The organism is Sinorhizobium sp. 22678, assembly GCF_052044265.1.
Taxonomy (GTDB): Bacteria; Pseudomonadota; Alphaproteobacteria; order Rhizobiales; family Rhizobiaceae; genus Sinorhizobium; species Sinorhizobium meliloti_A.
The window spans coordinates 39,511-66,281 of record NZ_JBQEMS010000020.1 but is presented as its reverse complement, the minus strand read 5'-3'; the positions used below and the strand labels follow the sequence as shown (position 1 = coordinate 66,281).

Sequence of the window (26,771 nt, the reverse complement as noted above, 5' to 3'; positions counted from 1 at the left end):
GTTTTCGGGTAGGACGACCTCTTCGCCGCTGTGCATGGCGACGGCGTCCGGGCGAAGGGCGCTGCCATGGCACGCACGCAGCTAATAGGGGTCATTATCGGCCTGGTGATCGTCGCGGCGCTCACCGTGCTGCGTGCAAGCGATCCGCCGCTTTTGCGTCTCGCCCGAGATCTCACTTTCGACGAGTATCAGCGCCTGGCGCCGCGCAGCTTCGAGGACGTTCCGGTTCGCGTCGTCGACATTGACGAGGCATCGCTGAAAGAGTTCGGCCAGTGGCCGTGGCCGCGCGACCGCGTTGCCGCACTGGTCGACCGGCTCTCGGAAATGGGGGCGGCGGTGATAGCCTTCGACATCCTGTTCTCCGAACCCGACCGTCTTTCGCCGCGCAGCGTCATGCGCGATGTCGCCGGGGTCGATCCGGCGCTCCTTGAGCGGCTGCCGGACAATGACGAGATACTCTCCCGATCGATCGGCGACCGGCCCGTCGTGCTCGGTTTCGGCCTTTCCAACGCAGGCAACTACCGGCCGCCGGTGAAAGCGGGTTTCGCCTTCACCGGCGAAAGTCCGCTCGATGCGCCGCCGCGGCTTACGGCTGCGACTCCTTTGAGGCCACAACTCGAAGCCAGTGCCGTGGGCCTGGGCCATATCAGCCTCAATCCCGGCAGGCCGTCGGCCGTTGTGCGCGCCGTCCCGCTGCTGTTGAGCGATGGCGAGCAACTCTATCCGAACCTGGCCCTCGAAGCGCTGCGCGTGGCTCAGGGCGCTTCCACCTACATCGTAGCGGGTGCTCCGGATGCGCCTGATACCATCACGCTGATCAAGGTCGGCGAATTCGTGGTGCCGGTGACCGCGGCGGGCGAACTCTGGCTCTATGTCAGTCCCGATCGCGGTGAAAGATATGTCTCTGCCGGCCGGGTGCTGGCGCCCGACGGAGTTTCCGCAGAGACGAGGGCAGCGATCCAAGGCAGTATCGTATTCGTGGGCACGTCGGCAGCAGGCCTGCAGGACATCCGCACCACGGCTCTTGGACACAACGTGCCCGGCGTGTCGCTGCACGCGCAGACTGTCGAGCAGGTTCTCTCGGGCCGCTTCCTCTCCCGTCCGGATTGGGCGGACGGACTGGAAATCCTTGCGATCGCGGCTGCAGGGAGCCTGCTCGTCCTGCTGACCACCTTCGTCAGCCCGGCCGTCGCGCTTGCCTGCGGCCTTCTGATAACCGCGCTGGCCCTCGCTGCCTCCTGGTCAGCCTTCCTCTATGCAGGCCTGCTGTTCGACCCTCTGGCTCCGATCCTTGCCGGATCGATCACCCATTTTGCGGCAACCGCCTATCGTTTCCTGGTCATAGACCGGGAGCGGCGCGTGGTTCGGCGCGCCTTTGGCCAGTACCTGTCGCCCTCGCTCCTCTATCGCATCGAGCATACGCATGACGCCCTGCGTCTCGGCGGCGACGACCGTGAGTTGACGATCATGTTCGTCGACGTGCGCAACTTCACGGAGATCAGCGAGCGCCTGACGCCGGGAGAGGTGGTCCGGTTTCTCAACACGCTGCTCGACGCGCTGAGCCGCCATGTCATCGCCAATGAAGGCACGCTCGACAAGTTCATCGGCGATTCGATCATGGCGTTCTGGAATGCGCCCGTCGACGTCGCCGATCACCCCGGCAAGGCCATCCGCGCCGCCTTGGCCATGCGCGAGACGCTCGCCCGCCTCAACGAGAGCGACGCCTTCGGCTTCGGGAGCGACCAAAAGGTGGCGATCGGTGTGGGGATCCATACCGGGCTTGCCTGCGTCGGCAATATGGGAGCGGAGATGCACTTCAACTATTCGGCCGTCGGCGACGCGGTCAACGTCGCCGCCCGGATCGAGGCTGCCTGCAAGGACGTCGGCTTCGATATTCTGATATCCGAGACGACGGCGGATCTGGGCGAACGGTGCGCCGTGCTGGAGGCGGGGGCGCTGGCGCTGAAGGGCAAGAGCACGCGAACGCGGGTATTCGCCGTGGTCGGTGACGAGCATATGGCCGCTTCGGCCGAGTTTTCCGAGCTGCAGCGCATTCATGAACAGTTGATCGGGGCGATGCGTTTAAGGTCACGGCCCCGCAGAGAGCTCGTCAATGCCGCAAAGCTCAAGGCTCCGGCTCTGTGCGGGGGATTATCGGATTTCTACCGCCGCATCGGACGCCGGACAGACCACTTTGCCGGTGAACCTTTGCCGTTCGCAGACGAAGCCAGATCCGCCGAATAGAGAGACCATTTGATCCAACGCAGTTCCGGACGGAAAACCATTACACATTTTTCCTGGGAGTGCTCTAACCGCGGCCCTTCTTCGTGCCTGTGTCCACTTGCCCGTTCTTGCCGCTATCCTGGCCCTTCTTGCCGGTGTCCTGTCCCTTCTTGCCCGTGTCCTGCCCTTTCTTCCCCTTGTCGAGGCCACGCTTGCCGGGCTCGTTGCTGGGCGTCTTGCCCGGGCGGGGCGCCTTTTGCGGGCTTGCTTTTTCGGGCGGCCGTGCCCGTTCCGGCGTGGTCGGCTTGATCTCGATAGCGGCCGAAATGCCGCAACTGCCGCTCATGCCGCCGAAGGAGGCAGAAAGTCTTTGGTCGCCCGAAAGAAAGGGCAAGGCCTTCCGGTTTCCGAGTGTCGCCAGTGTGCGGCGACCGGCCTTGTGCGTGTCCGTCATGGTGCCGTCGCGCTTTGCGATCACGCAATCGCAGCGTCGGGTGAGCTGCTGGCATCCCGCCGGGCCGCAGAACCGGGCCGCGCCCTCCAGGAGAACGATCGCCGTCGTTCCGTCGTTGCCGATGTAGAAGTCGAACACGGTTCCGCGTACGCCGATCGTTCCGGCAGGCGTCAAGATCTGATAGGCCGAGTGCTTCGAATTTCCGCTGATCCAACGGAACGTGCCTTTGGCGGCGGCGACGGTGAGTTGCTGCACCGATTTCGAATCGTTGAAGACGAACTTGTCGATGACGACGGAAGAGCCTGCCCCCACCGCCAATTTACTGCCGTCGCGGAACACGAACTGGCCGAGCCCAGATCTGGACGTGCTTATTCGCTCGTCCCGGTGAACAGCGTCCCGCTCCACGAGCGGCCCGCCGCTGCCGGTGACGACCGTCCTGATCCGGACCGCTTCTCCAACCGGTTCGGCGGCAATCGTCGGCATGGAACCGTAAAACGCTGCGCCCAAAGCAGCGATTGCGGCACGACGCAAGTGAAACATCGCACCCTCCACGATGATCTCCTGCGGCCGACGTGGTCCGCGGATCATGAACGTGAATGATAACCGGATCGACACAATGTCGCCGGACCCCAAGCATTCATTCTTATCATGGCCGGGCCGGAAGTGTCTGCCTACCCGTTCGGGGTAGCCGGCGCGAAAGCGCATATCTGCCGTAATCGGCGGTCCCGGTGTCGCAGGCCGTCGATTGACTTTGCCGCCGCCGCTTCATAATTAACGCAGTATGGATGGTTCCCTCGTGCCGAGGTGGGGCGAGGGAGTAAATGGGAATGCGACGGGGCGGACCCACGCCGGGCGCCCTTATCGCAGCCGACCCCGCGACTGTAGAACGGTCAGGGTTCGCCATCGGGCATTCCGCCGGATTTCCACGCGCTGCATGGGGCAGTCTCGTGAAGTTTGGCGGCATGTCGGAAAAGCCACTGGCGTGGCATTGCGATGAGCCAGGCAGGACGCCTCTTCTTCTACGAATCGTCCGCCTTTCGCGATGCCGCAAACGCCGGGAAGGCGAGGCGAGCCCGTTCGGTCTTTTGCCGCATCGTTTTTCGGGCCGAGCCGGTTCGTCGAACGTACGGCCATGAGGATCGTGACGCCGTGAGCCAGGAGACCTGCCATCCGTCAGGGCATTCCGCCCGAGGGGAGATGCTCCCCGATGCCAGCACGGAGGTTGTCGTGGCTCACAGGTCTTCGATCCAACGCGTTCTCGGCGCGCGCCGTTGCCGCTATAGCCTTCTCTAGGGCAGGCGGTATGGACATTTCCAATCTCGGCCCGATCCTCGTGCTTGGCGGCGCGCGTTCGGGAAAATCCACCTTCGCGGAAAAACTCGTCGAGGCCACCGGGTCTCCGATGCACTATCTTGCGACCGGCCGGGCCTTCGACGAGGAGATGCGGGAACGCATCGCCCTTCACCAGGCTACTCGGCAGGGGAAGGGTTGGACCACCCACGAAGAACCGCTCGATCTCGTGGGGCTGCTTCGCCGCATCGATGAGCCCGGCCGGGCTGTCCTCATAGACTGCCTGACCCTGTGGGTGACCAATCTGATGATGGAGGAGCGCGACATGGCCGCCGAATTCGCCGCGCTCGCCGCCTTTCTGCCCGCGGCGCGCTCGCGACTCGTTTTCGTCTCTAATGAGGTCGGTCTCGGGATCGTCCCGGAAAACCGGATGGCGCGCGACTTTCGCGATCACGCCGGCCGGCTCCACCAGATCGTGGCGGAGAAATCCGCAGAAGTTTACTTTGTCGCGGCCGGACTGCCGCTGAAAATGAAGGGTTGATTCATGACACTCGCAAGGGCGCCGCAGGGCAAAATACCGGCTACCGTCATCACCGGCTTTCTCGGTGCCGGCAAGACGACGATGATCCGCAACCTGCTGCAGAATGCCGACGGCAAGCGCATCGCGCTGATCATCAACGAATTCGGTGATCTCGGGGTTGACGGCGATGTGCTGAAGGGCTGCGGAGCGGAAGCCTGCTCGGAAGAGGACATCATCGAACTAACCAATGGCTGCATCTGCTGCACCGTCGCCGACGACTTCATCCCGACCATGACGAAGCTGCTCGAGAGGGACAACCGGCCGGATCATATCGTCATCGAAACCTCCGGCCTGGCGCTGCCGCAGCCGCTCGTCGCCGCATTCAACTGGCCGGACATCCGCAGCGAGGTAACGGTCGACGGCGTCGTCACCGTCGTCGATAGTGCGGCGGTCGCCGCGGGCCGCTTTGCCGATGATCACGACAAGGTAGACGCGCTGCGCGTCGGCGACGATAATCTCGACCACGAGAGCCCGCTTGAAGAACTTTTCGAGGATCAGCTCACCGCCGCGGACCTCATCGTTCTCAACAAGACGGACCTTATCGACGCCGCGGGGCTGCAGTCCGTGCGCGAAGAGGTGGCCTCCCGCATCAGCCGCAAGACGACGATGATCGAGGCGAGGAACGGCGAGGTAGCCGCCGCCATCCTGCTCGGGCTCGGAGTGGGTACGGAGGGCGATATCGTCAACCGCAAGTCTCACCACGATATGGAGCATGAGGCAGGCGAGGAGCATGATCATGACGAGTTCGACAGCTTCGTCGTAGAGCTTGGCGCCATAGCCGACCCTGCTGCTTTCATCGAAAAGCTCAAAGGCGTCATCTCAGAGCACGACGTGCTGCGCCTCAAGGGCTTCGTCGACGTTCCGGGCAAGCCGATGCGCCTCTTGGTCCAGGCGGTCGGCAGCCGCATCGACCAGTATTTCGACCGCGCATGGGCTTCCGGCGAAACACGCGGCACGCGTCTCGTCGTCATCGGGCTGCATGACATGGACGAGCCCGCCGTGCGCGCAGCGATTTCGGCGCTCGCGTGAAATGGCTTCGACTTTGAATGAGGAGTCCAGGGAGCATCCATGCATCTCCTCCTAGCTCAGAAAGGAACGATCGCCGACGGTAATGAGGCGATCGACCTGGGACAGAGCCCGGGCGACATATTGTTCCTGTCGGCGGCCGATACGGAGCTTGCCTCGATCGCGGCTGCCCATCGTCAGCGCGCGGGCGCAAGAAGCCTGCGGATCGCCAGCCTCATGAATCTCATGCACCCCATGTCGGTCGACACTTACGTCGAACGCACGGCGAGGCATGCGAAACTGATCGTCGTACGGCCGCTCGGTGGTGCGAGCTACTTCCGTTACGTCCTCGAGGCGCTCTACGCCGCGGCGATTGCGAATAAGTTCCAGATCGCCGTGTTGCCGGGCGACGACAAGCCGGACCCGGGCCTCGACCCGTTTTCCACCGTATCGGTGGAAGATCGGCAGCGCCTTTGGGCGTATTGCACCGAAGGCGGCGCGGAGAATGCCGGCCTGTTCCTCGGTTACGCGCAGGCATTGATCGATGGCGGCGACAAGCCGCAGCCGGCGCGGCCGTTGCTCAAGGCGGGGATATGGTGGCCTGGCAGGGGCGTGATCGGCGTCGAGGAATGGGTGCGCCTGTCCGAAACGCGTCCGGCTGTAACCCCCGGTCAGGCGGACAGAGCGGAACACGAACCCACCGTCGCCGTCTGCTTCTACCGCGCGCTCGTCCAGAGCGGAGAGACGAAGCCGGTGGAGGCGCTGATCGAGGCTCTGGCGGCCGAGGCTGTGCGAGCGCTCCCCGTTTTCGTCTCCAGCCTCAAGGATCCGGTCTCGATCGGCACGGTCGAAGCGATCTTCGCCGAAGCCGTGCCGGATGTCGTGATGAACGCCACGGGCTTTGCCGTTTCCGCACCCGGCGCGGACCGCCAGCCGACCGTGCTCGAATCAGGCGGCGCGCCGGTGCTGCAGGTCATCTTTTCCGGCTCGTCGCGGGAGGCCTGGGAAGCTTCGGCTCAAGGGCTGATGGCCCGCGATCTCGGCATGAATGTCGCGTTGCCGGAGGTGGACGGGAGGGTTCTCTCCCGTGCCGTTTCCTTCAAGGCTGCCTCGGTTTACGACCCGCTGGTGGAGGCCAATATCGTCGGACACGAGCCGCTTGCGGATCGCGCGCGTTTCGCGGCGCGCCTTGCCGCCAATTGGACGAAGCTGCGCCGGACCCCGCCCGGGGGTCGCCGGGTTGCCATCGTCATGGCCAACTATCCGAACCGCGACGGACGCCTCGGAAACGGCGTGGGTCTCGATACGCCTGCCGGCACGATCGAAGTGCTGAAAGCGATGACCGCGGAAGGCTATGCTGTCGGCAATGTTCCTGATGACGGCGACGCGCTGATCCGCTTTCTGATGGCCGGGCCGACCAATGCGGCGAGCGGCGACCGTGAAATCCGCGAAACGATTTCCTTGAATCACTACAAGGGTTTCTTCAATGCGCTTCCGAAAAAGATTCAGCAGGAAGTGACCGCGCGCTGGGGCGCGCCGGAGGCCGACCCCTTCTACATCGACGGCATATTCGCCCTGCCGCTCGCGCGCTTCGGCGATGTGCTCGTGGGCATCCAGCCGGCGCGCGGCTACAATATCGACCCGAAGGAAACCTATCACGCTCCGGACCTCGTGCCGCCGCACGGCTATCTCGCTTTCTATGCCTATTTGCGCGAGGTATTCGGCGCCCATGCGATCGTCCATATGGGCAAGCACGGCAACCTCGAATGGCTCCCCGGAAAGGCGCTGGCGCTTTCCGAAGAGTGCTACCCCGAAGCGATATTCGGTCCGATGCCGCATCTTTATCCCTTCATAGTCAACGATCCCGGCGAGGGCACGCAGGCTAAGCGGCGAACGAGCGCCGTCATCATCGACCATCTGACGCCACCTTTGACGCGGGCGGAGTCCTACGGACCGCTGAAGGACCTGGAGGCGCTGGTCGACGAATACTACGAGGCTGCGGGAGGCGATCCCCGGCGGCTCAGGCTGCTCAGCCGGCAGATCCTCGATCTCGTCCGCGACATCGGCCTCGACCACGACGCCGGCATCGAGAAGGGCGACAGCGAGAACCAGGCACTCGAAAAACTCGATGCCTATCTCTGCGACCTGAAGGAAATGCAGATCCGTGACGGGTTGCATATCTTCGGCCTGGCGCCGGAGGGAAGGCTATTGACCGATCTTACGGTCGCGCTCGCCCGTGTGCCGCGGGGTCTGGGTGAGGGCGGAGATCAGAGCCTGCAGCGGGCAATTGCGGCGGACTTGAGATTGCACGTGGCTTTACCGCAACCCTTCGACCCGCTCGATTGCGTCATGTCCGATCCTTGGGCCGGCCCGAAGCCCGATCTTCTCGCCGCCCTCTCGGATGCGCCATGGCGCACCGCCGGGGACACTGTCGAGCGCATCGAACTGCTTGCAGCGAAGCTCGTTTCAGGCGAAATCGTCTGCCCGGTGGGATGGACCAACAGCCGCGCCGTACTTGACGTGGTCGAGACGCGGCTGAAGCCTTCGATCCAGAGCTCAGGCGAGGCGGAAATCAAGGGTCTGCTGACCGGCCTCGACGGCCGGTTTGTCGCCCCCGGTCCCTCGGGTGCGCCGACGCGCGGCCGTCCGGACGTGCTGCCGACGGGGCGCAACTTCTATTCGGTGGACAGCCGCTCCGTGCCGACTCCGGCGGCCTATGAGCTCGGCAGGAAATCGGCGGAGCTGCTTATCCGCCGCTACCTGCAGGACCACGGCGAATGGCCGTCCTCTTTCGGATTGACGGCCTGGGGCACCTCCAACATGCGTACCGGCGGCGACGACATCGCCCAGGCATTGGCACTGATCGGCGCAAAGCCCGTCTGGGACATGGCCTCGCGCCGCGTGACCGGTTACGAAATCGTTCCGCTTGCCGTTCTCGGCCGTCCCCGTGTCGACGTCACCCTGCGTATATCCGGCTTCTTCCGCGACGCCTTTCCCGAGCAGATAGCACTCTTCGACAAGGCGGTCCGCGCGGTCGGCGCGCTCGACGAGGACGATGCCGACAATATGATCGCCGCCCGCATGCGTGCCGAAACGCGGCGGTGGGAAGAGCGGGGCGCCGACGTGAACGAGGCTCGACGCCGTGCCTCCTATCGCGTCTTCGGTTCGAAACCCGGCGCTTACGGAGCGGGCCTGCAGGCGCTTGTCGACGAGAACAACTGGGAAACGCGCGGCGATCTTGCCGAGGCTTACCTCATCTGGGGCGGTTACGCCTACGGTGCCGGCGAGGATGGAAAGGCGGAGCGGGGCCTTTTCGAGGAGCGCCTGCGCTCGATCGAAGCCGTGGTCCAGAACCAGGACAACCGCGAGCATGATCTGCTCGACAGCGACGACTACTACCAGTTCGAGGGCGGCATGAGCGCTGCGGCTGAGCATCTCGGCGGTCAGCGTCCGGCCATCTACCACAACGACCATTCGCGCCCCGAAAAGCCGGTCATCCGCTCGCTCGAGGAGGAGATCGGCCGCGTGGTGCGTGCCCGGGTCGTCAATCCGAAGTGGATCGACGGCGTGATGCGCCACGGCTACAAGGGAGCCTTCGAAATCGCCGCGACGATCGATTACATGTTCGCCTTCGCTGCGACCACCGGGGCGGTGCGCGATCATCATTTCGAGGCAGCCTATCAGGCCTATATCGCCGACGAAAAAGTCCTCCGGTTCCTGCGCGAAAAGAACCCGGCCGCGCTTTCGGAAATATCGGAGAGGCTGCTGGAGGCGATCGACCGCGGCCTATGGAACCCGCGCTCCAACTCGGCGCGATTCGAACTGAACAGCCTTTCCGGCCGCGCGGCTACCGACCGCCTGATGGCCGGAAACCAATAGGGAGGACATCATGAACGACGAGACCGCGAATACCGGCGAACCGCTCGCCGAGAAGGACGAAGCGCGCCACGCCATGAAGATGGCGAAGAAGAAGACCGCCCGTGACAAGATCATGGCCACCAAAACGGACGAAAAAGGCTTGATCATCGTCCACACCGGCAAGGGCAAGGGCAAATCGACGGCCGGCTTCGGTATGATCTTTCGCCACATCGCCCACGGAATGCCCTGCGCCGTCGTTCAGTTCATCAAGGGCGCCATGCACACGGGCGAGCGTGATCTGATCGAGAAACATTTCGGCGATATCTGCCAGTTCTACACGCTCGGCGAAGGCTTCACCTGGGAGACGCAGGATCGCGCGCGCGACGTCGCAATGGCGGCAAAGGCGTGGGAGAAGGCAAAGGAGCTCATCCGCGACGAACGCAACTCCATGGTGCTCCTCGACGAGATCAACATTGCGCTGCGCTACGACTACATCGACGTCGCCGAGGTCGTGCGCTTTCTCAAGGAGGAGAAGCCGCACATGACGCATGTGGTCCTGACCGGCCGCAACGCCAAGGAAGACCTGATCGAGATCGCCGATCTGGTAACGGAGATGGAACTGGTGAAACACCCCTTCCGCTCGGGCATCAAGGGTCAGAAGGGCGTGGAATTCTGATGACGCAGGCCTGGCAGTTCTGGGCGCTGCTCTCCGCGGTCTTCGCAGCGCTGACTGCCATTTTCGCCAAGATCGGCGTCGCAGACGTCACTTCCGACTTCGCGACGCTGATCCGAACAGCCGTCATTCTTGTCGTTGTCGTGAGCATCGTTGCAGTGACCGGACAATGGCAGCGCCCGACGGAGATCTCCGGCCGAACCTGGCTCTTCCTCGGCCTGTCCGGTCTTGCGACAGGGGCGTCGTGGCTCGCTTATTTCCGCGCGCTCAAGCTCGGCGATGCCGCTCGCGTGGCACCGGTCGACAAGCTGTCGATCATATTCGTTGCGCTGTTCGGCGTGCTTTTTCTCGGAGAGAAGCTCAATCTGATCAACTGGCTCGGCGTCGGTCTGATTGCGGCCGGTGCGCTTCTGCTGGCGGTATTCTAGCGAGCACGGCAAGATCCGGACAGGAAATCGTCGCCGCCATGTCCTTTCGTATTGACAAGTCGTATCCTAACGTTAGGCTTGGCTGAAATTATCTGTCGGCATCTGGGCCTCGAAGGGAAACTTTGTTTCTCTGCGGGGCCTTTTTGCATTTGAGGGGCGAATGACAGGCAACGTTACCTACCCGGTAGGAGTATTGTTCTCTCGGAGCGGGAGCTATGCGCAGCCGGCGGGCCAAGGCTTTGGCGGCGCAATGGCAGCGATCGAGCATGTCAATGCGTCCCAGCGTTTTCCGTTCAGGCTCGAGGCCTATCATTTCGATCCCGCAGGCGAGGCGGATCGCTATGCACCGCTTTGCAGGCAACTGATCCGCGAGCACGGTGTGCGCCATGTGGTGGGCTGCACCACCTCCTGGAGCCGCAAGGAAGTGATTCCCGTGGTCGAGAAGCTCGACGCGCTGCTCTGGTATCCTTGCGTCTATGAAGGTTTCGAGGTTTCCGAAAACCTTATCTACGTTGCCGCCTGTGCCAACCAGCACCTGGTGCCGCTTCTCGACTATATCGCGCCGCGGTTCGGCAGCAGGGCGATGCTTGTCGGCTCCAACTATATCTGGGGCTGGGAGACCAACCGAATCGCACGCGACATTCTCCATCGCTCGGGCGGCGAGGTCCTGGGCGAGCGTTTCGTGTCGATGGGCGACACGGATATCGTCCACCTGATCGACGAGGTGCGCGAGAAGAAACCGGATTTCATCCTGAACAACCTGATCGGCCCGTCGTCATACGCTTTCCTGCGCGCGCTTCACGCTCTCGCTGAAGCGGATGATCGCTTCCATCCGGATAAATGCCCGGTCATCAGCTGCAACCTCTACGAGGGCGAGATCGCCGGGCTCGGACACGCCGCGGCGGGGCATTTCACGGTCAGCTGCTATTTCCGCACGATCCAGTCGCCGGAAAACGACTCCTTCCTGAAGACACTTGCGGCGCTGGATCCGGGCGCCGTAGTCGATGCCTTCTATGTGCAGGCATTCAGTGCCGTGATGATGATCGCCGAGGCGATCGCGCGCAGCGGCAGCGACGATGCGGATGGTGTACGCGCCGCCCTGTGCGGGCAGGCGGTCGATACACCGCTCGGGGCCATCAGCGTCGATCGATGGACAAACCATGTGGAATTGCCGGCCCATATCGGCCGCGCGGGCGCAGATGGCAGTTTCGAGATCGTCAAGCGCTCGTATGAAGCCATCACGCCGGATCCGTTCCTGACATCCACGCCGCTTGTCCGCCCGATGGGAGGGAACGAGGCGCGGCCTGAGCTGAAGGTGGTGAAATGAGATCTGTTCATAACACCCCGAATTTCGATGGCTGGCGGGCGCTCATCCTGCACCGGCCGCATCAGAACGTCGACGCTCTCTTTGCCCAATGCGCCCGCATAGGCATTGCGGCGGAACAGGCCTGGCCGGATTTTCCCGGTGACCGATCTGCAGAGGAGTTCAACGTCCTCCTGATCGACGCAGATATGGGCCACGACGAGCAATTTCCCTGGCGTCAGGGGGAAGCCCCCATGCCGATGATCGCACTGATCGGCTCCGAGGCACCCGGCCGCATCGCCTGGACTATCGCGCAAGGGGCCGACGCGCAGCTTCTGAAGCCCATCGGCAGCGCCGGGCTGTACAGTGCACTGATGGTCGCAAGCCACAGTTTTGTCCGCTGCCATGCGCTCGATCGTGACGTCGCCGCATTGAAGCATCGCCTCACGCGGCGCCAGGAACTTGCGGAGGCAACGGCGCTGCTGATGCTCCGGAAGAACTGCGGGGCCAGCGAAGCCTACCAGCACCTACGCCTGACCGCGATGTCGAGCAGCTGCAGCATCGAGGACGTCGCCGCGGCGATCGTCCAGGAATTCGAGAACCACGGATTGAAGAATGCCGACCATGGTCGCTGAAACGGCGCGCAGCAAAGAGAATAGGACACCGGGCGTGTGGACGCGCCTCCTTCGCAGGCCGCTTGCGCTCATCGGTCTTGCGGTCATCGTCGTGGTGGTGGGCGCAGCAGCGCTTGCGCCTTGGATCGTGCCCTATGACCCGCACGAGCAGTTCTTCGAGGGTCTGACCATAGAAGGCGCGCCGCTGCCGCCCAACAGTCAATTCTGGCTCGGTACCGACCTTGTCGGACGCGACCTCCTGAGCCGGCTGATCTATGGCGCGCGCACCTCGCTCGTTATCGGCGTGGTCGCCAATGGCATTGCCGTTGTCATCGGCTCGCTCGTCGGCATTGCAGCCGGCTATTTCGGCGGCTGGGTGGACACCGTGCTGATGCGCTTCACCGACCTGATGATGGCCTTTCCGGCGCTCCTCCTTGCCATCGTTCTGGCCGCGATCTTCACACCCAGCCTCTGGATCGTTGCGATGGTCATCGCCATGGTGAATTGGGTGCAGATCGCCCGCGTCGTCTATACCGAAACCCGATCGATAGCCGAGCGGGATTTCGTGACTGCCGAGCGGGCCATGGGGGCCGGCGCCGGCCGCATTCTCTTCCGTCACATTCTTCCGCATCTCCTGTCCACGATCATCGTCTGGGCGACGCTCGGGATTGCGACGACGGTGCTTCTGGAGGCGACCCTTTCATTCCTCGGTATCGGCGTGCAGCCGCCCATCCCCTCCTGGGGCAATATCATCTTCGAAAACCAGACCTATTTCACTTCGGCACCGTGGCTGGTGTTCATACCGGGTGCGGCGATCCTGGCGCTCGCGCTCGCCTTCAACCTGGTCGGCGATGCGCTGCGGGATGTTCTCGATCCGACGCAGCAGGGGAGGCATTGATGGCAGCCTATATCGCGCGGCGACTGCTTCAGACGGTCGTCATCCTGCTTGGTATCAGCTTCGTCACCTTCGTTCTCCTCTATTTGATACCGGCCGATCCGGCCAGACAGATCGCCGGCCGCAGCGCAACGGCTCAGACCGTGGAGAACATCCGCGAACAGCTCGGGCTCAACCTGCCTTTCTACGAGCAGTATCTGCGCTATGTTTCCGGCCTCGTGCAGGGCGACTTCGGCCGCTCCTACCTGCAGAAGACCGAAGTCGCGACGCTGATCGCGTCGCGGCTTCCCGCAAGTCTCGTGCTGATGGCCGGAGCCATCACTTGTGAACTGATCTTCGGTCTCACGATGGGGATCGTCGCGGCGCTTCGGCGCGGCTCACGCACCGACGATACGCTGATGATCGCCTCTTTCGTCGGGGTGTCGGCGCCGCAGTTCGTGATCGGCATCCTGCTGCTTTATGTCTTCGCCGTGAAGCTCGGCTGGTTCCCGATTGGCGGCTATGGCACTTTCGCCCATCTGGTCCTGCCCTCCGTTACGCTCGGCTTTCTGGGCGCCGGCTGGTATTCGCGCATGATGCGTTCCTCGCTGATCGAAGTGATGCGCCAGGATTTCATCCGCACGGCGCGCGCAACCGGTGCCGGCCGCGCCAAGGTCCTGTTCCGGCACGCAATGCCCAACGCGATACTGCCCGTTATCGCGATGATCGGCATCGACATCGGTTTGTTCATGTCCGGAATAGTCGTGGTGGAAAGCGTCTTTGGCTGGCCCGGCATCGGCCAGCTTGCCTGGCAGGCGATCCAGCGGGTGGACATCCCGATCATCATGGGCGTCACGCTCGTCTCTGCGTTTGCCATCGTGCTCGGCAACCTGCTCGCCGATCTCATCACACCGCTTATCGACCCGCGCATCAAGCTGCGTTGACGCGGGAAGAACCAACAGCAGCACGAAGAAAGGAACTTCAGATGAGGAACTTGCTACTGGCCGGCGTCTGTGCCGCTGCCCTCTTGGGAACTCCTGCGCTTGCCGACGACATCAAGCAGGGTGGCGAAATGACCGTCACCTACAAGGACGATGTTTCGACACTCGATCCGGCGATCGGCTACGACTGGCAGAACTGGTCGATGATCAAGTCGCTGTTCGACGGCCTGATGGATTATGTCCCGGGCACGACCGAGCTGCGTCCCGACCTTGCCGAATCCCACGAAATCTCTGAAGACGGCAAAGTCTTCACGTTCAAGCTGCGCCAGGGCGTCAAGTTCCACAATGGCCGCGAGCTGACGGCCGAAGACGTGAAATATTCGATCGAGCGCGTGGTGAACCCGACGACCCAGAGCCCGGGTGCCGGCTTCTTTTCGATGATCAAAGGCTTTGAAGATGCCTCTGCCGGCAAGGCGGAGGGGCTGTCCGGCATCACGGTGCAGGATCCGCACACGATCAGGTTCGAACTGACCCGTCCCGACGCTACATTCCTCCATGTCATGGCCCTCAACTTTGCCCATGTCGTGCCGAAGGAAGAGGTCGAGAAACACGGCGCCGACTTCGGGAAGAATCCCGTCGGTTCCGGCGCGTTCAAGCTTGCCGAGTGGACGCTTGGGCAGCGCCTCGTTTTCGAGCGCTTCGCCGACTACTGGAACGAAGGGCTCCCGAAGCTGGACCGCATCACCTTCGAGGTTGGCCAGGAGCCGGTCGTCGCGCTGCTTCGGCTGCAGAATGGGGAAATCGACGTGCCCGGGGACGGCATTCCGCCGGCGAAGTTCGTCGAAGTGACGAATGATCCGAACTTCAAGGACCTGATCATCCAGGGTGGCCAGCTGCACACCGGCTATGTGACGATGAACGTCAAGATGGCTCCCTTCGACAAGGTCGAGGTGCGCAAGGCTGTGAACATGGCCATCAACAAGGATCGTATCCTGCGTATCATCAACGGTCGCGCGGTTGCCGCCAACCAGCCGCTGCCGCCCTCGATGCCCGGCTATGCAAAGGACTATGCAGGTTATGCCTACGACCCCGACGGTGCCAAGAAGCTGCTCGAGCAAGCTGGCCTCGCGGACGGGTTCTCGACCGAACTCTATGTCATGAATACCGACCCGCAGCCGCGCATCGCCCAGGCGATTCAGCAGGACCTGAAGGCGATCGGCATCACGGCATCCATCAAGTCGCTCGCACAGGCCAATGTCATTGCGGCCGGCGGCGAGGAAAACCAGGCGCCGATGATCTGGTCGGGCGGCATGGCGTGGATTGCCGATTTCCCCGATCCCTCGAACTTCTATGGTCCCATTCTGGGTTGCGGCGGTGCCGTGCCGGGAGGCTGGAACTGGTCCTGGTACTGCAATGAAGAGCTCGACAAGAAGGCAGCCGAAGCCGACGCCATCGTCGACCCGGCAAAGACCGCGGAGCGCGAGGCCCTGTGGCGCGACATCTATCTGAAGATCATGGAGGACGCGCCCTGGGCGCCGATCTTCAACGAGGAGCGCTTCACCATCCGTTCCGAGCGTATCGGCGGCGACGACAAGCTGTTCGTCGATCCGGTCCACATCCCCGTCCATTACGATCAGGTATATGCAAAAGATGTGCAGTAACTGCGACTACACCATCCACGGACGCCATCACCATTACGGCTGGGATCATTCGATCCCGCCGGCGGAAACCGTGGCGCCCGGATCGCGGCTCGAGTTCAATTGCCTGGACTCCGGCTCCGGTCATTTCACCGCCGACAGCACGGTTGCCGATGTCTCGACGGTCGATTTTACGAAGGTCAATCCGGTCACCGGTCCCATCTATGTCGATGGGGCCAGGCCGGGGGACGCCCTGAAGGTGACCATCGAGCACTTCAAGCCGAGCGGCTTTGGCTGGACGGCCAATATTCCGGGCTTCGGGCTCCTCGCCGATCAGTTCGCCGAGCCGGCGCTGACACTCTGGAAATATGATCCGGCTACGCTCGCTCCCGCAGCCTTCGGCGAGCTCGGCCGGGTTCCCCTGAAGCCCTTCGCCGGCACGATCGGGCTCGCGCCGGCAGAGCCGGGGCTGCATTCCGTAGTTCCGCCGCGGCGGGTAGGAGGCAATCTCGACATTCGCGATCTGGCGGCGGGAACGACTCTTTATCTTCCCGTCGAGGTGGAGGGCGCCTTGTTCTCCATCGGCGACACGCATGCGGCGCAGGGGGATGGCGAAGTCTGCGGCACGGCCATCGAAAGCGCGATGGATGTGGTCGTGAAGCTGGAACTGGTGAAGGACGCCAATCTCAAGATGCCGCGCTTTACCACGCCTGGCCCCGTCACACGGCATCTCGACGCCGAGGGTTATGAGGTCACGACCGGCATTGGAAGCGATCTGATGGAAGGTGCGCGTGCGGCCGTGTCCGGCATGATCGACCTTCTCTGTGCGACACGCGGCATGAAGCCGGAAGACGCCTACATGCTGTGTTCGGTCTGCGGCGACCTCCGCATCAGCGAGGTCGTCGACCAGCCGAACTGGGTCGTGTCCTTCTATTTCCCGCGCATCGTCTTTGCGTGACGAACGGCCCTGCTCCGCCTCGGCGGGGCAGGGCGTCCTGCTGATGACATTGCCGAGGCCTCTGCCCGATGACTTCCTCTCTGCTTTCCGTGAAGGAACTGACCGTCCAGGTGGCCACGCCGACCGGGCCGAAGGTCGTGGTGGAGCGTCTGTCCTTCGATCTTCTTCCCGGCAGGACGCTTTGTCTTGCAGGCGAGAGCGGATCGGGAAAATCGATGACCGCGCTTTCGCTGATGCAGCTGCTGCCGAAGCCGATGGCACGTATTGCGGGCGGCTCGGCCACTCTCGATGGCGAGGACATATTGGCGCTTCCGGAAGCGCGCATGCGGCAAATTCGCGGGCGCAAGATCGGGATGATCTTCCAGGAGCCGATGACCTCGCTCAACCCGGTGATGACGGTCGGCAATCAGCTGATCGGTGCGATCACCGCGCATGGGAACGCCAGTGGCCGGCGCGCCGCGCGGGCGCGGGCCGTAGAACTCCTGGACCAGGTTCAGATCCCGGAGCCGGAGCGGCGGCTCGGCCAATATCCGCACGAACTTTCCGGCGGCTTGCGTCAGCGCATCGTCATCGCGATGGCACTCGCGCAGAACCCGCGAATTCTGATCGCCGACGAGCCCACGACGGCGCTCGACGTAACGGTTCAGGCGCAGATCCTCGCCCTTATTCGCAAGCTGCAGGCCGATCATGGGATTTCGGTGATCATGATCACCCATGACATGGGCGTGGTCGCGGAGATGGCCGACGAGGTGTTGGTGATGAAGCATGGCCGCACCGTCGAGCACGCAACCAGCAGGGATCTTTTCGCGCATCCGCAGGATGCGTACACGAAGGAACTCCTTTCCGCTGTGCCGCGCCTCGGCGAAATGGCGGGGACGGAGGCACCGAAACGCGCAGCGGGGAAGGCGGTCGCGGCAGGATCTCAGCCAGGCGACGAACAGCCGATGCTCCTGGTCGAGAACCTGACGGTGCGTTTCGACATCAAGGGCGGCATCCTTCAGCGCCCGGTCAGGCGACTTCACGCGGTGGAAGGCATTTCTTTCTCCGTGCGCAGGGGTGAGACGCTGTCTCTCGTCGGAGAATCCGGTTGCGGCAAGTCGACGACCGGCAAGGCGCTCTTGAACCTTGTCCCGTGGACGGGAGACATCCGGGTCGACGGACGCTCCACGCATGGCTTGCGGGGGAGCACCATGCGGCCCATCCTGCGCGACGTCCAGATGATCTTTCAGGACCCTTACGCATCGCTGGATCCGCGAATGCGCGTCGGCGATCTGGTGGCCGAGCCACTGGTGATCCACGGCCTTGCAAGCGGAAGCGAGCTGCGTGACCGGGTGGAGTATCTTTTCAAGCGGGTCGGATTGTCGCCCGAGCAGATGAAGCGCTACCCGCATGAGTTTTCGGGCGGTCAGCGGCAGCGCATCTGCATAGCGCGCGCCCTGTCTCTCTCACCGAAGCTCATCGTCGCAGATGAGTCCGTCGCGGCACTCGACGTGTCGATCCAGGCTCAGGTGCTCGATCTCCTGCAGGACATCCAGGACGAGACCGGCGTCTCCTACCTGTTTATTTCTCACGACATGGCAGTCGTCGAGCAAATCAGCCATCGGGTAGCGGTCATGTATATGGGCCGTTTCGTCGAAACGGGCACGCGGCGGCAGATCTTCGAGAATCCGCAGCATCCCTATACGAAGAAACTGATGGCTGCCGTTCCCGTGGCAGACCCGGGTCGAGTACGCCGGGACTTCGTGCCGAAAGCGGAAGACCTGCCCAGTCCCGTGCGCGCCCTGGACTATGTGCCGTCCTTCCCGCCGCCATCGGATCTGGGCGGCGGACATCTCGTCTGGAGCGGCTGAACGCTCGTCGGTTTTCGACTGGCCTAAAGCCCCAGCCAGATCCGCAGCGGATATCCCGGATCGGCGAGCAGCCGGATGGCGAGCGCGATCGAAACGACGACCAGCAAAGGCTTGATGATCTTCGCGCCCTTTGCCATCGCATAACGCGAGCCGACCTGCGCGCCGAGGAACTGGCCGACGCCCATCGTCAGGCCGATCTTCCAGAGCACGACGCCGCTGAGCAGGAAGACGAAAAATGCGCCGATATTGGAGCCGAAATTCAGGAATTTCGTGTGCGCCGTCGCCTTGAGGATGCCGTAGCCTGCGAGGGAGACGAAACCGAGCATGAAGAAGGAACCTGTGCCCGGACCGAAAACGCCGTCATAGAGGCCGATCAGGGGCACGAAGGTGATGGTGAACAGGAACACCGACAGCCGCCGATGCTTGTCGATGTCGCCGATATTCGGCTTGAAGCCGAAGTAGAGCGCGATGCCGATCAACAGGAACGGCAGCACGGCCTCCAGGACGTCCGCGGGAACGACCGTCGCCAGCAAGGCGCCCAATACTGCGCCCGCCGCCGACATCAGGGCCATCGGGAGCTGCTCCCTGAGGTTCACGTGGCCGTGCCGGGCATAGGCGATGCTCGCCGACCCGGAGCCGAAAAGGGACTGCAGCTTGTTGGTGCCCAGCGTCTCGAGCGGTGGAATCCCCGCAATCAGCATGGCCGGGATGGTGATCATCCCGCCGCCGCCGGCGATCGAATCGATGAACCCGGCAAGGAATGCGGCCGCAAAAAGAAAGAGCAGTATGTGGAGGGCTAGGTCGTGCACTGGAGTCTCGAGCAAATAGGGCGGCGGAACTGCTTCAGCCGCCTTGTGTCAGAGCTGACGCCGAAATGCAAAGAATTGTCTTGAGGGCGTTCCGTGACCGCACGGATTGCGACACGTGGATGGCGCAATCCGGTTTGACCGACCTGAAACGCTCCGATAAAAATGACGATCATGCGACGGCGTCCGTTCAGGCGGACTGAAAGAGCGTCCGGTGCGGCCGACCCATGCAGGGGGCTTGATCCGGTGCTGTCCGGACCGGTACGTGGCATTTGCCAGGCCGGCGCTTCGTATGGAACGCCGACGCCGCATGGGAGCCGCACCGCATATGCCTTCCGCCGAAGGACACATCACCGCCGAACTCGTGCTCGGCCTTGGCTGCGAGCGCAATACTGCGCCCGAAGAGGTGATCGCGCTTGCCGAAAAGGCACTTGCGGATGCCGGCGCTTCCGGCAGGGATGTCGCACTCGTCGCCTCTCTGGATGCGCGGACCGATGAGCCCGCGATCCATGCGGTGGCGCGGCACTTTTCGGTGCCTACCCATTTCTTCGACGCTGCCACGCTGGAGGCGCAATCGTCGCGTCTAAAAAATCCATCGAAGGTCGTCTTTGCCCATACGGGTTGCCACGGCGTTGCTGAAGGCGCGGCTCTGGCGGCCGCCGGGTGCGACGCGGTGCTGCTTGTACCTAAGATCCGATCGGTGCGGGCGACGGCGGCAATCGCCGGACCGGCTGATTATGCAAAGGGAGCCGTGTGATGGCCTCGGCCGAATTTTGCAGTTTCTTTGATGAGCGGATTCAATTATCTGCCATTGTTTCCTGCATAACGACTTCAAGTTTTTCCTCGGTTGGATCGGATGGAATGCCTTGCTTTGCCCGGAGTATCGACCGATGACCGACATGTTTGCCGGCCTGCCTGATCTCGAGCCGGGTTCGGTCTGGCTCGTCGGCGCGGGCCCGGGCGATCCGGGCCTTCTGACCCTGCACGCAGCCAACGCGCTTCGCCAGGCGGATGTGATCGTTCACGATGCGCTGGTCAACGGTGATTGCCTCAAGCTCGCCAAAGCGGGTGCCGCACTCGAATTTGCGGGCAAGCGCGGCGGCAAGCCTTCGCCGAAACAGCGCGATATCTCGCTGCGGCTGGTCGAACTGGCACGTGAAGGGAAGAGGGTGCTGCGCCTCAAGGGTGGCGATCCCTTTGTCTTCGGCCGCGGCGGAGAGGAGGCGCTGACCCTGGTCGAGCACCGCATCCCGTTTCGCATCGTTCCCGGGATCACCGCGGGCATAGGCGGGCTTGCCTATGCCGGTATTCCGGTCACGCATCGGGAGGTGAACCACGCGGTGACTTTCCTCACCGGCCATGATTCTTCCGGCGTCGTGCCGGACAGGATCAATTGGGAAGGCATTGCCAAGGGCTCTCCGGTGATCGTCATGTACATGGCGATGAAGCATATCGGCCAGATCTCGGCCAACCTGATCGCCGCCGGCCGCTCGCCGGACGAGCCTGTGGCTTTCGTCTGCAATGCCGCGACGCCGGAGCAGGTCGTGCTGGAAACCACGCTTTCGTCCGCTGAGACCGATGTAACCGCTTCGGGGCTCGAGCCGCCGGCAATCGTCGTCGTCGGCGAAGTCGTCCGGCTGCGCGCCTCGCTCGACTGGCTTGGCGCTCTCGATGGCCGGGCGCTCGCTCCCGATCCGTTTTCGAGCCGCATTCTCCGGAATCCGGCATGAATGGAGTGATGATTGCAGCCCCGAGCTCCGGCTCGGGCAAGACCACGGTCACGCTCGGCCTGATGCGGGCATTGAAACGGCGCGGGCTCTCGATCGCGCCTGGAAAGGCGGGACCGGACTATATCGACCCGGCTTTTCACACGGCTGCCAGCGGCAAACCCTGCTTCAATTATGACCCTTGGGCAATGCGCCCCGAACTGCTCCTTGCCAATGCGGCGGCTGAGACGGAAGACGGGTCGGTGCTGATCATGGAGGCGATGATGGGCCTCTTTGACGGCGCGGCGGATGGCACGGGTGCGCCGGCGGATCTCGCCGCAGCACTCGGACTTGCAGTGATCCTGGTCGTCGATTGCGCGCGCCTCTCCCATTCCGTGGCCGCCCTGGTTGGCGGCTATGCCCGTCACCGCGACGATGTCCGTGTCGCGGGCGTCATTCTGAACAAGGTCGGCAGCGACCGGCATGAGGGAATGCTGCGCGATGCGCTTGCCGGTATTGCGATGCCGGTCTTCGGCGTGCTGCGGCAGGACGCAGCGTTGAAGCTGCCCGAACGCCACCTGGGCCTCGTACAGGCAGGCGAGCATGGATCGCTGGAAGCCTTCATCCATCACGCGGCAATGCGGGTCGCATCGGGTTGCGATCTCGAGGCGGTGCTTGCTGCGGCGACGCCGCTGACGGTGGGAGAGACGGCCGGGACGCTAACGCCGCTCGGCCAGCGGACAGCCGTCGCACGCGACGTGGCCTTCGCCTTCTGCTACGAGCATCTTCTTTCCGGCTGGCGCGGGCAGGGGGCCGAAATCACGTTCTTCTCGCCTCTTGCGGACGAGGGGCCCGATCCGCTTGCCGATGCGGTCTATCTCCCCGGCGGTTATCCCGAGCTTCATGCGGAACAGGTCTCCAATGCTTCGAATTTCCGCGCTGCCATGCACAAGGCCGCTGGAGACGGGGCGCGCATCTTCGGGGAGTGCGGCGGCTACATGGTGCTGGGCGACGGGCTTGTCGCGGCGGATGGCGGGCGTTACGAGATGCTCGGGCTTTTGCCGCTCGTCACGAGCTTTGCCGAACGCAAGCGGCATCTCGGCTACCGGCGCGTGACACCGGTCGACGACGTGTTTTTCCGCGGACCGATGACCGCGCACGAATTTCACTATGCCACGATCGTTTCGGAGGGAGCGGCTGAGCCGCTCTTCACGGCACGGGACGCGGCAGGGCTCGATCTCGGCCGCGCCGGCCTCCGTCGCCGGAATGTTGCCGGCTCCTTCATGCATCTCATCGATTTCTCGGAATGATCATGGCTGCTCCCATCATTCATGGCGGCGGGATCACGGAAGCTGCAGCGCGCTTCGGCGGCACGCCCGACGACTGGCTTGATCTCTCGACGGGGATCAACCCGTGTCCCGTCGCCCTGCCGGAAATCGACGGGCGCGTCTGGCACCGATTGCCCGATCAGCATGTGGAAGAGGCGGCGCGTGCGGCGGCCAGGGGCTACTACCGAACCGGCGAACTCATGCCATTGCCGGTGCCCGGAACGCAGGCCGTCATTCAATTGCTCCCGCGGATCGCGGTTCAGGGAAAGCGCGTCGCCGTATTTGCGCCGACCTATGGCGAATATGCGCGCGTTCTGAAAGCCGCCGGCCTTTCCGTCGACTCCGTCACATGCGCCGGTGATCTCCAGACGGCGCACGGCCTGGCGGTCGTCGTCAATCCGAACAATCCGACCGGACGGCTCTTTCCGCCGGAGGAAATCCTTGCAATGGCGGAAGCGATGCGGGTGCATGACGGCCTGCTCGTGGTGGATGAGGCCTTCGGCGATCTGGAGCCGGACGCAAGCGTCGCCGGACACGTTGCCGCCAATGACAACCTCGTCGTTTTCCGTTCTTTCGGGAAATTCTTCGGTCTTGCGGGCCTTCGGCTCGGCTTTGTGGTCTCGAACCGGTCGATCGAGCAGTCGTTTCGTGACTGGCTCGGCCCCTGGTCGGTCTCGGGTCCGGCACTTGCCATTTCGGCGAAGCTGATGGAAAGCGACACGCCGGGGATCAAGGCCGGCATCGCGGAACGCAAGGCCGCGCTCGACGCGGTGCTTCTCGGCGCGGGGCTCGAGGTGGTCGGCGGCACCGGCCTGTTCACGCTCGTAGAACACGAACGGGCTTACGATCTTCACGCGGCGCTCTGCGAGGCGCATATCCTGACGCGAAAGTTCGACTACGATCCGCGCTGGCTGCGTATCGGATTGTCGCCGAACGCGCAGGGCGACCGTCGTCTCGCCGAGGCTTTGAACCGGATGGGTGTGTAGTGTCGGCTGAAATACTTCTGATCCTCGTGATGGCGCTGCTGCTGGACCGCATCCTCGGCGATCCGGACTGGCTCTGGTCGCGTCTGACCCATCCGGTGGTGTTCTTCGGCAAGGCGGTCGAATTCGTGGACGAGGCGCTTAACCGCGGCGAATTCACCAAGGCCTGGCTGAAATTCCGCGGTGTCGTCGGCATTCTGGTACTGCTCGCCGGAGCCACGGCCTTGGGTGTCGTGCTCGCTCGGCTTTTCGATGTGCTTGGCGCCCTCGGCTCTTTGCTCGAGGTTGTCACGGTGGCCGTCTTTCTCGCCCAAAAGAGCCTTGCCGATCACGTTTCCCGGGTTGCCGTCGGCCTGCGACGCGATGGGCTTGCGGGTGGCCGCAAGGCGGTATCGATGATCGTTGGACGCGATCCGAACACACTCGACGAGCCGGCCGTCTGCCGGGCGGCGATCGAAAGCCTTGCGGAAAACTTTTCAGACGGCGTCGTCGCTCCCGCTTTCTGGTATGCGGTTGCCGGACTTCCCGGACTTCTTGCCTACAAGATGCTGAACACGGCTGACTCGATGATCGGCCACAAGAGCCCGAAATATCTTCATTTCGGCTGGGCTTCGGCGCGGCTCGACGACCTGGCGAACCTGCCCGCGGCCCGGCTCTCGGCCCTCCTGATTGCGGCCGGCGCCTATTTCCGGCGCGGTGTGGAAGCGGCGAAAACCGCAATCGAGGTGGCGCGGCGCGATCATGGACTTCACCGCTCGCCCAATTCCGGCTGGCCCGAGGCTGCGATGGCAGGCGCCGTCGGCATTCAGCTTGCCGGCCCGAGAATCTATGGTGGCGTGAAGGTCGACGAGCCCATGATGAACGATGCCGGACGTGCGGTTGCTGCCATAGAGGATATCGAGGCTGCGGTCACCGTCTTCTATGCGGCCTGCTCCGTGATGGCGCTCGCTTTCGCGATCGTCGCCTTGCCGCTTCTGGTTTTCTTCTAGGTAGACGGCCCTCTCCTGGCGGTTTAGCAACATCTGTTTCAAATCGCGGTGGCAAAAGCCTGTGGGGCATTGGCTTTTCCGGTGCATTTTTCTATAGGGTTCGCCAAGACTCGAATTTTAAGAGGTATGCGCGTGACAGCTACATTCGACAAGGTTGCCGATATTATCGCGGAAACGAGCGAGATCGATCGCGAGACGATCAAGCCGGAAAGCCACACGATCGATGATCTCGGCATCGACAGCCTCGACTTTCTCGACATCGTTTTTGCGATCGACAAGGAATTCGGCATCAAGATCCCGCTGGAGCAGTGGACTCAGGAAGTCAACGAAGGCAAGGTCTCGACCGAGGAATACTTCGTGCTGAAGAACCTCTGTGCCAAGATCGACGAGCTGCGGGCCGCCAAAGCGGGTTGAGGAAGCCTCAAGCGGCTTTCCGCGTGGATTACGCTTTCATCTGCGATCGGAGTTTTAGCGATCATCGCTGACAAGGATCGGCCCTTTCCCGATGCCGCCTGTCGCGCCCCGCGCTTGACAGGCGGCATCGGCATTTTTACTTGAGCGCGAAACGAATGGGATGAGCCTGAATGCTCCTTGAATATTTCCAGATGATCGACCGGGTCGAAACCGTCGATCTGTCGGCAGGCCGTCTCGTGGCGCGCTCGGTCGTGCCGGAGAAGAGCCCGGTATTCGAGGGGCATTTCCCCGGCTATCCGCTGGTCCCGGGCGTGCTGCTTATCGAAACCATGGCGCAGGCTTCCGGTTTTCTCGTGCTGGCCGCCACGAAATTCGCCGCAATGCCGTTCCTGATGACGGTCGATGGTGCCAAGATGCGCAGCTTCGTCGAACCGAATGCCGAGCTTGAGATAGAGGCTCTGCTCGAGCACGAGGGATCCGGCTTTGCCGTGACGAAGGCCAGGATTGCGTCTGGCGGCAAGAAGATATGCGATGCCCAGCTGAAGCTGAGGACGATTCCGTTCGACCAGGTGCCGCTGGGCGACATCGTGCGCAAGCGTGCGGAAGAACTGGGGCTCATGGCCGCGATGGCCGGTTCGGAGAAGTGAAGATGAGGAAATCCGCGAACGATGTGGTGATCACCGGGGTAGGCATCGTGACGAGCCAGGGCGTTGGCGCCGAGCCTCACGTGGCGCTGCTCGGCGCGGCCGAGCCGCCTGAGGCCCGCATAGAGACAGAACGTTTCGCACCCTATCCGATCCATCCGTTGCCGGAAATCGACTGGTCGCAGCAGATTCCGAAGCGTGGCGATCAGCGGCAGATGGAGAACTGGCAGCGCCTCGGCGTTTTCGCTGCCGGCCTGGCGCTCGACGACGCTGGTCTCAAGGACAACCTCGAAGCCTGCGGCAGCATGGACATGATCGTCGCGGCCGGCGGCGGCGAGCGCGACATCAATGTCGACTCGCTCATCGTCGACGAGGCGCTGAAGCGCAACGACCGCGAACGGCTCTTGAACGAGAAGCTAACGACGGAACTGCGCCCGACGCTGTTTCTGGCGCAGCTTTCGAACCTTCTCGCCGGCAACATCTCCATCGTGCACAAGGTTACGGGTTCGTCGCGCACTTTCATGGGCGAAGAGGCGGCCGGCATTTCCGCGATCGAGACGGCCTTTGCCCGCATCAAGGCCGGTCAGTCGAGCCACACGCTCGTCGGCGGTGCATTTTCGGCCGAGCGTCTCGACATCGTCCTGATGATCGAGGCGATCCAGGGCCATGCGCTCGGTGAATGGCATCCGATCTGGTCGCGCAGGCCCGAGGACGGGGGCGGTATGATCCTCGGCTCCGTTGGTGCCTTCCTGGTTCTGGAGTCGCGCGAATATGCCGAGTCGCGCGGCGCCCGCATCTATGCGACGATCGATGCAATCGGCGGCGATCGCGGCAGCCGCGAGGACGGGCGACTCGAAGCGCGCCTCAGATATTTGTCGAAACCGGCCCTGGAGCTCGATCCGCAGTCGACCGTCGTCTTTTCCGGCACCTCGGGCTTCCATGACCTTGCCGGACGGGAGAAGGCGTTTCTCGACACCGAACTCGCCGGCCGGCCTGTCCGTGCCTATGGCGGGCTCGTCGGTCACGGCATCGAGGCGCAGTTTCCGGTCGGCATGGTTCTGGCCGCGCTCTCGCTCGGACACGCAGCCAAGGTTCCGCCTTTCGACCCCGCCGCCGAAGCCCCGATGCTGGCGCCGGCCAGGGCGGCGGTCGTTACCACCATCGGCCACTCCCGTGGCGAAGGCGTCGCCGTGCTTGCCGCGGAATAAGGAGC

The 26,771-nt window shown here is 63.2% G+C and carries 23 protein-coding genes; 21 read left to right on the top strand and 2 right to left on the bottom strand.

Annotation, left to right across the window (positions count from 1 at the left end; all coding sequences use genetic code 11):
- The first annotated feature begins 66 nt into the window (after positions 1-66).
- Positions 67-2,244 (top strand): adenylate cyclase CyaD2, encoded by a 2,178-nt coding sequence (cyaD2, locus tag ACTJKL_RS24490; protein WP_440854031.1) that lies wholly within the window; start codon positions 67-69, stop codon positions 2,242-2,244.
- Positions 2,245-2,308: 64 nt separating this feature from the next.
- On the opposite strand, the gene ACTJKL_RS24485 is transcribed toward cyaD2, so the two are convergent.
- A complete protein-coding gene (locus ACTJKL_RS24485) occupies positions 2,309-3,217 on the bottom strand; it encodes a FecR family protein (RefSeq protein WP_379943124.1) in 909 nt (302 codons plus the stop codon).
- Between the two features lie 763 nt (positions 3,218-3,980).
- Between ACTJKL_RS24485 and cobU the strand changes: the two genes are divergently transcribed.
- The 12 genes from cobU (at position 3,981) to ACTJKL_RS24425 (ending at position 18,688) form a co-directional block, all read left to right on the top strand.
- Complete coding sequence (gene cobU / locus ACTJKL_RS24480) at positions 3,981-4,508, top strand: bifunctional adenosylcobinamide kinase/adenosylcobinamide-phosphate guanylyltransferase (protein WP_100673749.1); 528 nt, start codon at positions 3,981-3,983, stop codon at positions 4,506-4,508.
- Positions 4,509-4,511: 3 nt separating this feature from the next.
- Complete coding sequence (cobW, locus tag ACTJKL_RS24475; RefSeq protein ID WP_440854030.1) at positions 4,512-5,576, top strand: cobalamin biosynthesis protein CobW; 1,065 nt, start codon at positions 4,512-4,514, stop codon at positions 5,574-5,576.
- Between the two features lie 39 nt (positions 5,577-5,615).
- Entirely contained in the window at positions 5,616-9,431 is a 3,816-nt protein-coding gene (gene cobN, locus ACTJKL_RS24470; protein ID WP_440854029.1) for a cobaltochelatase subunit CobN, read from the top strand.
- Between the two features lie 10 nt (positions 9,432-9,441).
- Positions 9,442-10,086: a cob(I)yrinic acid a,c-diamide adenosyltransferase gene (cobO, locus tag ACTJKL_RS24465; protein WP_324761919.1), complete on the top strand. Its 645-nt coding sequence runs from the start codon at positions 9,442-9,444 to the stop codon at positions 10,084-10,086.
- Positions 10,086-10,511, top strand: a complete 426-nt coding sequence (locus tag ACTJKL_RS24460; protein WP_440854028.1) for an EamA family transporter — start codon at positions 10,086-10,088, stop codon at positions 10,509-10,511. Before cobO ends, ACTJKL_RS24460 begins: the two co-directional genes overlap by 1 nt.
- Before the next feature lie 160 nt (positions 10,512-10,671).
- Complete coding sequence (locus ACTJKL_RS24455; protein ID WP_440854027.1) at positions 10,672-11,838, top strand: transporter substrate-binding domain-containing protein; 1,167 nt, start codon at positions 10,672-10,674, stop codon at positions 11,836-11,838.
- The gene (locus ACTJKL_RS24450; RefSeq protein ID WP_440854026.1) at positions 11,835-12,449 is read left to right on the top strand and encodes an ANTAR domain-containing response regulator; all 615 of its coding nucleotides are present in this window, start codon (positions 11,835-11,837) and stop codon (positions 12,447-12,449) included. The genes ACTJKL_RS24455 and ACTJKL_RS24450 overlap by 4 nt, the downstream gene beginning before the upstream one ends.
- Positions 12,430-13,326 carry an ABC transporter permease gene (locus tag ACTJKL_RS24445; protein WP_440854025.1) on the top strand — a complete coding sequence of 299 codons (897 nt, stop codon included), beginning with the start codon at positions 12,430-12,432 and terminating at the stop codon, positions 13,324-13,326. The genes ACTJKL_RS24450 and ACTJKL_RS24445 overlap by 20 nt, the downstream gene beginning before the upstream one ends.
- Positions 13,326-14,246 carry an ABC transporter permease gene (locus ACTJKL_RS24440; protein WP_018095246.1) on the top strand — a complete coding sequence of 307 codons (921 nt, stop codon included), beginning with the start codon at positions 13,326-13,328 and terminating at the stop codon, positions 14,244-14,246. Before ACTJKL_RS24445 ends, ACTJKL_RS24440 begins: the two co-directional genes overlap by 1 nt.
- Before the next feature lie 41 nt (positions 14,247-14,287).
- The gene (locus ACTJKL_RS24435) at positions 14,288-15,904 is read left to right on the top strand and encodes an ABC transporter substrate-binding protein (protein ID WP_440854024.1); all 1,617 of its coding nucleotides are present in this window, start codon (positions 14,288-14,290) and stop codon (positions 15,902-15,904) included.
- Entirely contained in the window at positions 15,894-16,838 is a 945-nt protein-coding gene (locus tag ACTJKL_RS24430) for an acetamidase/formamidase family protein (RefSeq protein WP_324761916.1), read from the top strand. The genes ACTJKL_RS24435 and ACTJKL_RS24430 overlap by 11 nt, the downstream gene beginning before the upstream one ends.
- A 68-nt stretch (positions 16,839-16,906) precedes the next feature.
- The gene (locus tag ACTJKL_RS24425) at positions 16,907-18,688 is read left to right on the top strand and encodes an ABC transporter ATP-binding protein (RefSeq protein WP_411934148.1); all 1,782 of its coding nucleotides are present in this window, start codon (positions 16,907-16,909) and stop codon (positions 18,686-18,688) included.
- A gap of 23 nt (positions 18,689-18,711) precedes the next feature.
- Here the strand turns inward: ACTJKL_RS24425 and ACTJKL_RS24420 are convergent, their stop codons facing one another.
- On the bottom strand, positions 18,712-19,497 hold the full coding sequence (locus ACTJKL_RS24420; RefSeq protein WP_026168628.1) for a TSUP family transporter: 786 nt from the start codon (positions 19,495-19,497) through the stop codon (positions 18,712-18,714).
- Positions 19,498-19,822: 325 nt separating this feature from the next.
- Between ACTJKL_RS24420 and ACTJKL_RS24415 the strand changes: the two genes are divergently transcribed.
- The 8 genes from ACTJKL_RS24415 (at position 19,823) to ACTJKL_RS24380 (ending at position 26,766) form a co-directional block, all read left to right on the top strand.
- Complete coding sequence (locus ACTJKL_RS24415) at positions 19,823-20,251, top strand: cobalamin biosynthesis protein (protein WP_100673739.1); 429 nt, start codon at positions 19,823-19,825, stop codon at positions 20,249-20,251.
- 133 nt (positions 20,252-20,384) lie between these two features.
- Positions 20,385-21,224: a uroporphyrinogen-III C-methyltransferase gene (cobA, locus tag ACTJKL_RS24410; protein WP_100673738.1), complete on the top strand. Its 840-nt coding sequence runs from the start codon at positions 20,385-20,387 to the stop codon at positions 21,222-21,224.
- Positions 21,221-22,510, top strand: coding sequence for a cobyrinic acid a,c-diamide synthase CobB (locus ACTJKL_RS24405; RefSeq protein WP_440854023.1), 1,290 nt, complete (start codon positions 21,221-21,223; stop codon positions 22,508-22,510). The genes cobA and ACTJKL_RS24405 overlap by 4 nt, the downstream gene beginning before the upstream one ends.
- Before the next feature lie 2 nt (positions 22,511-22,512).
- Entirely contained in the window at positions 22,513-23,514 is a 1,002-nt protein-coding gene (cobD, locus tag ACTJKL_RS24400; RefSeq protein WP_100673736.1) for a threonine-phosphate decarboxylase CobD, read from the top strand.
- Entirely contained in the window at positions 23,514-24,500 is a 987-nt protein-coding gene (gene cbiB, locus ACTJKL_RS24395; protein WP_100673735.1) for an adenosylcobinamide-phosphate synthase CbiB, read from the top strand. Before cobD ends, cbiB begins: the two co-directional genes overlap by 1 nt.
- 126 nt (positions 24,501-24,626) lie before the next feature.
- The gene (locus tag ACTJKL_RS24390) at positions 24,627-24,914 is read left to right on the top strand and encodes an acyl carrier protein (RefSeq protein WP_010969581.1); all 288 of its coding nucleotides are present in this window, start codon (positions 24,627-24,629) and stop codon (positions 24,912-24,914) included.
- Positions 24,915-25,084: 170 nt separating this feature from the next.
- A complete protein-coding gene (locus tag ACTJKL_RS24385; RefSeq protein WP_003530766.1) occupies positions 25,085-25,561 on the top strand; it encodes a 3-hydroxyacyl-ACP dehydratase FabZ family protein in 477 nt (158 codons plus the stop codon).
- A gap of 2 nt (positions 25,562-25,563) precedes the next feature.
- Positions 25,564-26,766, top strand: a complete 1,203-nt coding sequence (locus ACTJKL_RS24380; RefSeq protein WP_440854022.1) for a beta-ketoacyl-ACP synthase — start codon at positions 25,564-25,566, stop codon at positions 26,764-26,766.
- The last annotated feature ends 5 nt before the right edge of the window (positions 26,767-26,771 follow it).